The organism is Brachyspira catarrhinii (assembly GCF_005518285.1).
Classification (GTDB): Bacteria; Spirochaetota; Brachyspiria; order Brachyspirales; family Brachyspiraceae; genus Brachyspira; species Brachyspira catarrhinii.
This window is the reverse complement of sequence record NZ_SJDU01000104.1, coordinates 1-6,777: the sequence shown is the minus strand read 5'-3', so window position 1 is coordinate 6,777 and position 6,777 is coordinate 1. Positions and strand designations below refer to the sequence as shown.

Sequence of the window (6,777 nt, the reverse complement as noted above, 5' to 3'; positions counted from 1 at the left end):
CGGCGTTTATAAAATCGAGGAGGACTTTTTCGCCTCCCTTATCGGTGAAGAAATACCTGACAAAATAATCGTTCAATGCATTAAAATGTTTTTTATTCATAGATATATTATAACAGAATAATTTTATTTGTCAAAATGTTTAAATTAATAATACAAAAAAATAAAGTCTTTTTAATTGTCATTAATATTTACATATAAAAAATACGATACTATAAAATAAGATTATTTATTAAAAAAATTACTAAAAAAATTTGACTATATTAAAAAATTTGTTATATTATATATAGAAAGTGAAAACAATATACAATATATGATAAAATATTTTAAAAGGGGGATTTTGAAATATGTTAAAAAAAATATTTTTAATATCAATAATTACTATAATAGCTTGTATGACTATTTCCTGCGGAGTAGATTACGCTTTTTCCCCATACTACAAAGACAGTAACGAAAATAAAGATTATGTATTAAAAATGGAAGAACAAAAAGAACTCGATGTAAGATTTGCTTTAGTGGAAAGTTATCAAACTTCTGGCGATGGAACGGGTAGAGTTTATAGAAATCCTTCGTTTGTCGGTTCAAGTTACGGTTATTTATTGGCGTTTTACGAATACAGAAAATATAGCGGAGAAATTGGGATAGACGGAGAAATAATCTGCGATATACAGATTAAAAAGTCGAGCAACGGAAAGACATTTGATAGTTTTGGCTCTACCATAGGAAAAGCGGCTACGAGCGGAACGAATTCGCATGGTTCTCCAGTTTCTTTCTACGCGAATAATAAAGATTTGGTTTTATTATCTTCTTCTGGAATGGGTTTTTCTAATAATGACGAAGGAGAATCAAAAATTTCAATAAGCAAAAGCTACGATAACGGTAGTAAATGGAGCGATTGGATAGATATTGACGACTCGGTTTTTAGCGATTTGAAAACTCAAGGTTTTGACAGATTCTATCCCGTTTCTGGCAACGGAATTACTCTTTCTGACGGAACTTTAGCTTGCGCTTTGGATATAGGTTCGACAAACAATAAAGGCGCGACTGGTAAAACCGTTAAACATTTGGGATTTGCAATATTATATTCTCGCGACAATGGAGAAAATTGGAAAGTCGGCGGAGTTCATAAATATTCCGAAGAAGATAGTTATAAAAATGCAAAAATCATAGCCAGAACTTCCGATAAATCTTTATTAATAGTCGCATCTCCAAAAACAAGCGGCGATGCAAAATGGTTTAAGGCTTCCGATTTAACCTCTTCTATTAACGAATGGAGCGAAGGAGCTAAAATTGAAAGTAACGGCGGAAAAATAGAAGGAACAAAATTAAGAGGCGGCAATAGAATTATATTAACTTATGCGGACACAAACAACAATTTATGGATTGCGGTAAGCGAGGACGAAGGAAGAACATTTGAAACTTATAAAAAAGAGTTACACGATAAACTTGGCTATAATTCGACTGTTCGAGGTTTAATAGACGGAACTATAGTATTTTTCTTCGAATTTACTATAAGAAATTCTATAGATAATAACACCCTATATAAATTGAATTATAGAAGAATTAGCGTTAATTGGCTTACTGACGGAACGCAAGATTATTATGTCGGATGGTAAAAAGATTTTTTCTATTCGTCATTTAAGCGATTTTTTAATAGGTTTTTGATTTTCTTTATTTTCAATTTTACTTTTAACGATATAAAACCTAAATTTTCATTTATTGAAATTTATTGAAATATATAATACAATATATAAATTATTATTTTTAATAAAATTTTTTTTAAATAAATTTTAAATAAAATTTTAAATTAATATTCAATTAAAATTTAAACATTTTTATAGAGGTTAATGTATGTTTAAAGGCACTACTATTTGCGCGGTAAGTAGAAACGGAATTACGGCAATAGCGGGAGACGGACAAGTAACGCTCGGAGAAACGGTTATGAAGCCTAACGCCGTTAAATTAAGAAGATTATATGGCGGAAAAGTGGTATCGGGATTTGCTGGAACTACCGCGGACGCTTTCACTTTATTTGAAAAATTTGAAAAAAGATTGGAAGAATACTCGGGAGATTTGACGAGAGCGGCTGTGGAACTTGCAAGAGAATGGAGAACGGATAAAATGCTTAGAAATCTTCAGGCTTTAATAATAGTGGCAAGCAAAGATAAAATGCTTTTGCTATCTGGAAACGGAGATGTTATAGAAAGCGATAATAATATACTCGCCATTGGAAGCGGAGGACAATATGCGAAAGCTGCGGCTATAGCTTTAACGGAAAATACCGATTTGCCCGCCAATATTATAGCTAAAAAATCGCTGGAAATAGCTTCTAAAATATGCATATACACCAACGGTAATATTTCTTTGGAGGTTATAGAATAATGTCATTTGACGCAAAATTGGAAAGCGAACTTACGCCGAGAAAAATTGTCGAGGCTTTAGACCAATATATAATAGGACAAACCGAAGCGAAAAGGTCGGTCGCGATAGCTTTGAGAAACAGATACAGAAGACGCCATTTGCCCGAAGAATTAAAAGACGAAGTCGCGCCTAAAAATATAATATTAATCGGACCTACGGGAGTAGGAAAAACGGAAATTGCAAGAAGACTCGCAAAACTTGTAAAAGCGCCGTTTATTAAAGTGGAGGCGACAAAATATACTGAAGTCGGCTATGTCGGACGAGATGTCGAAAGTATGGTTCGAGATTTGGTTAATGCGGCGATATTCGATTTGAAAACGGCAATGATGAAAGATGTCGAAAAAGAAGCCACCGATATAGCTTTGGATAAACTTGTTAAACTTCTTTTGCCTTCCGTAAGCTCCGCTAAAAAAGAAGAAGATTATTTGACGGAAAACGAAGCGGAAAAAAAGAAAAACGCTAAAGAACAGATGAAAACGAGAATCGCAAACGGAGATTTTGACGAAAGTTATGTGGAAATAAAAGTTAGCTCAAATCAAAATAGAATGTTCGGAATAATTCCTGGAATGGGATTTGAAGAAAACGATATGATTCAGTCGATGGTTGGAAGCATAATTCCCGCAAGCAAAAAAAATAAAAGGTTGAGAGTGAAAGAAGCGAAAAAATATTTGATAAGCGAGGCTTCGGAAACTCTTATAGATATGGAAAAAGTGACTTCGGACGCTTTGAATTTAACGGAAAACATGGGAATAATATTTTTGGACGAAATTGACAAAATAGCGAGCGGAAACAAGAGCGACCATGCGGATGTAGCGAGGCATGGAGTTCAAAGAGATTTGCTTCCGATAGTCGAAGGAACAACGGTAAATACGAAATACGGACCCGTGAAAACCGACCATATATTATTTATCGCCGCTGGAGCTTTTCATACGAATAAACCTTCCGATTTGATTCCAGAACTTCAGGGAAGATTTCCGATTAGAGTGGAATTAAAAGCTTTGTCGAAAGAAGATTTTAAAGATATTTTGGTTAATCCTAAAAACGCGATAACGAAACAATATCAGGAATTATTAAAAACCGAAGAAGTTTCGATAGAATTTACCGAAGACGCTTTGGATTGCATCGCCGATTTGGCTTATAATATAAACACAAATGTTGAAAATATAGGAGCGAGAAGACTCTACACGATAATGGAAAAAGTTTTTGAAGACATTTCGTTTACGGCGGACGAGCATAAAGGAGAGTTTATAAAGATTGACGCGGGCAATATAAAAGAAGCTATGAAAGATATAGAAGAAAACAGAGACATTAGCAGATATATTTTATAATTTTTTATAGTTGACGATATTAAATTTTTTATTACCTTATAAATAGAGAATTTATTAAATTCGCAAATTTTATTAAGGAGCATTATTATGGCGGAGAATAAAAATGTCGATAATTTGACAATTGAAAACGACATCCGAGAAGATAATCTTTTTATAAAATGGAATCCTCTATACGATACCAAACATAAAATTATAGACGAACAGCATAGAGAACTTGTAAATATAATAAACGACCTTTATTTGTCGACTATAGACCATAGAATTAATAAAAACGAAGCTTTTATAAGCGCCTCAAAAAGATGCATAGAATATGCCGATTATCACTTTAAAACCGAAGAAAAAATAATGGATATTATAAATTATTCGGATTCTAAAAATCATAAGGCTATGCATAAAAGCTTTTACGATGAGGTAGTTAATCAAATAAAGAGTTATCAGGAAGGACAGCCTTTTATCGCAAATAAACTCGTAAAATATCTTAAAGATTGGCTTTTGGAACATATAGCTTTTAGAGATAAAATTTTTGTGGAAGAGCTTATGCGAGTTCTAAAAAATAAAGAAAATAAATAATAATTAATACATTCGTTTTTATTATAACTATTTTACATTTTTTTATAAATAATCTATAATGAATTAAAATATACAATAAAAATATAGGAAATTTATAAGTGTCTAAAAAAAATTCGCATATTTTGGGGATAATCGTATTAACCGTATTGAGCGCGTTATTATTGATTCCAGCGTTTCCGCCTTTAAATCTTTTTCCAATGTCGTTTATAGCTTTAGCTCCGTTAAATATAATTATTTATAAAGCGAATAAAATCAGATATTATATATTATCCGCCGCGGTATTTGTCCTCGTATTTTTCGGTTATTTGCTTATGTGGGTATCCGCCTTTATGCTTAAAGAAACGGAAGCGACAATAGCCTTTTTAGCTTTATTCACAATTTTATTTTTACTCGTTCTTTTGTTTTATTTGCCCGCGATGTTGTTAAGCGGTTTTATATCGAAACGACTTCCTCGATTTAGATTTATAGCCATTCCAATAATATTTACTTTTATGGAATATATGCGAAATGTCGGATTTTTAGGATTTCCTTGGGGAATAATAGGATATTCGCAATGGAATTTTTTGCCTTTCATTCAAATTGCCGACACAATCGGACTTTTGGGAGTAAGTTTTTTTATTTATTTTACAAACGCCGTCATAAGTCATTACATTATTTTATACGCCGACAAAATAGAAATTAAAAAAGATAGAAAAAATTATTTGCCTGCGATTATATTGGTTTCTTCTTTAATATTAATTTTAATTTACGGAATTGCAAAATTGAATTTGGAAGAATCAAAAAGATTAAGAGCGAATAAAACAAAAATCGCTTTGATACAAAAATCTTTCGACCCGAATAATTATTGGAGAGAAATTTATACGGGAGAGCCTTACAGAAGAAATTCGGGAGGCATTCAAGGTTTTGCGGAAAATTTTTTACTCAAATCGGATAAATTCAAAAGCGCCGAAATTCCAGACGGAGCCACTCAAAACGGAACGATATCGGTAAAGAGAGTGGCAAATTTAGCGAGAGACGCCGCTTTATCGCAGCCTTCTTTAATAATTTATCCCGAATCTGTCACTATGGATTCCTACGGTTTTTATTTTAATAGAAATAAAGAATTATACGAATACGGTTTGGCTTCCAATTCCACATACCCCGCAATATACAACACTTTTATTTTATACGACATGATAAGAGCGACTCAAACCTATCATCTTTTGGGAACTCCAATAATAAAAGAAAATACGAACGAAGACGCTTATAACAATTACGAATATTATAACGGAATGGAATTCATAGATTATAACGGAAATGTGCTTGACGAATATTCCAAAATAAAACTTGTCCCAGGCGGAGAAGCGTATCCTTTTCAAGATAACGAATTTTTATTAAATACTTTTCCATTTAAAAATATAATTAATTTTATGTATCAGCAATTCGACAAAGCGGGAGCTGCAAAATGGAATAGAGGAAAAAAAATAACCGTTTTCAATCATCCGAGAGGCTACACTTTTTCGGGGCTTATTTGTTATGAAAGCGCGTTTGGAGATTTTGTGAGAAAGTTCGCATATAACGGAGCGGAAACTTTGGCGGTAATAACGGAAGACGCTTGGTCTTACAGCGATGAATCTTTGCTTCAGCATTTTTATATGGCGGTATTCAGGGCGATAGAAAACAGAAGAGATTTGGTTCATAACGGGAATTCTGGGGTGACAGGGCATATATCGAGTTCGGGAAAAATTATATCGACAATTCCATTTTGGCAGCCCGATTATATGATAGCGAATGTCGCCTTGAACGATAAAATAACTATATACACGAGATTTGGCGAATGGTTTGTTTGGCTTTGTTTTATCGCAATATTCGTATTGATATTTTTCTCCGCGAAAAAAGATTTTATAAAATTTAAAAAGTCTTTGAAAGAAAAAATTTCTTCTATAATATTAAAAATAAAATTAAACAAAAGAATAAGAAAAAAGTTAAAAAAAAATCAAAAAAAAAACGAAGTAAAAAATAATCAATCTTCGGCGGAAAAAGTTCATTCGTATATAAATAACGATAATGTAGAAGAGTTGCCAAGTTTGGAAGACATAGAAGCTTCTATAGAATCTGTAAAAATAGAAAAAGAAAAGAAGAAACCTTATAGTATATTTGACGAACCGTTAACGGATATTTATTCGACTTTGGACGATATTATGGAAGAAAATAACGAAAAAAAATATAGGAATTAAATTGATAATGAAAAAAATATTTATAATATTATTAAACGTTTTATTTATTTTTATTGTTAACTCTTGCGGTAAAAAGTATGATTCAAATTCGGAATTTGGAGCTTATGAATTTGAAAAATATATTTCAAAATTAGCGGCAAATAGAGATACTTTGGAATTTACTTCAAATTTTATTTTAAGTTTGGATGAAAATTTAATTGAAAAAATAAATCAAATGAATGTAATATACGAACTTTCGCCAGCGG

At 32.0% G+C, this 6,777-nt stretch carries 5 protein-coding genes and 2 pseudogenes; 6 read left to right on the top strand and 1 reads right to left on the bottom strand.

Annotation, left to right across the window (positions count from 1 at the left end; translation table 11 throughout):
* Positions 1-100, bottom strand: a pseudogene (locus EZH24_RS15505) (Rpn family recombination-promoting nuclease/putative transposase); the annotation flags it as partial.
* A gap of 244 nt (positions 101-344) precedes the next feature.
* Between EZH24_RS15505 and EZH24_RS05385 the strand changes: the two are divergent.
* The 6 genes and pseudogenes from EZH24_RS05385 to EZH24_RS05360 all read left to right on the top strand — a co-directional run.
* Entirely contained in the window at positions 345-1,613 is a 1,269-nt protein-coding gene (locus EZH24_RS05385; RefSeq protein WP_137998118.1) for a sialidase family protein, read from the top strand.
* Positions 1,614-1,848: 235 nt separating this feature from the next.
* Complete coding sequence (gene hslV, locus EZH24_RS05380; protein WP_137998117.1) at positions 1,849-2,379, top strand: ATP-dependent protease subunit HslV; 531 nt, start codon at positions 1,849-1,851, stop codon at positions 2,377-2,379.
* On the top strand, positions 2,379-3,746 hold the full coding sequence (gene hslU, locus EZH24_RS05375; protein ID WP_137998116.1) for an ATP-dependent protease ATPase subunit HslU: 1,368 nt from the start codon (positions 2,379-2,381) through the stop codon (positions 3,744-3,746). Before hslV ends, hslU begins: the two co-directional genes overlap by 1 nt.
* Positions 3,747-3,833: 87 nt before the next feature.
* Positions 3,834-4,316, top strand: coding sequence for a bacteriohemerythrin (locus EZH24_RS05370; protein WP_137998115.1), 483 nt, complete (start codon positions 3,834-3,836; stop codon positions 4,314-4,316).
* A gap of 98 nt (positions 4,317-4,414) precedes the next feature.
* Entirely contained in the window at positions 4,415-6,532 is a 2,118-nt protein-coding gene (lnt, locus tag EZH24_RS05365; protein WP_137998114.1) for an apolipoprotein N-acyltransferase, read from the top strand.
* A 7-nt stretch (positions 6,533-6,539) separates the two neighbouring features.
* Positions 6,540-6,777, top strand: a pseudogene (locus EZH24_RS05360) (hypothetical protein); the annotation flags it as partial.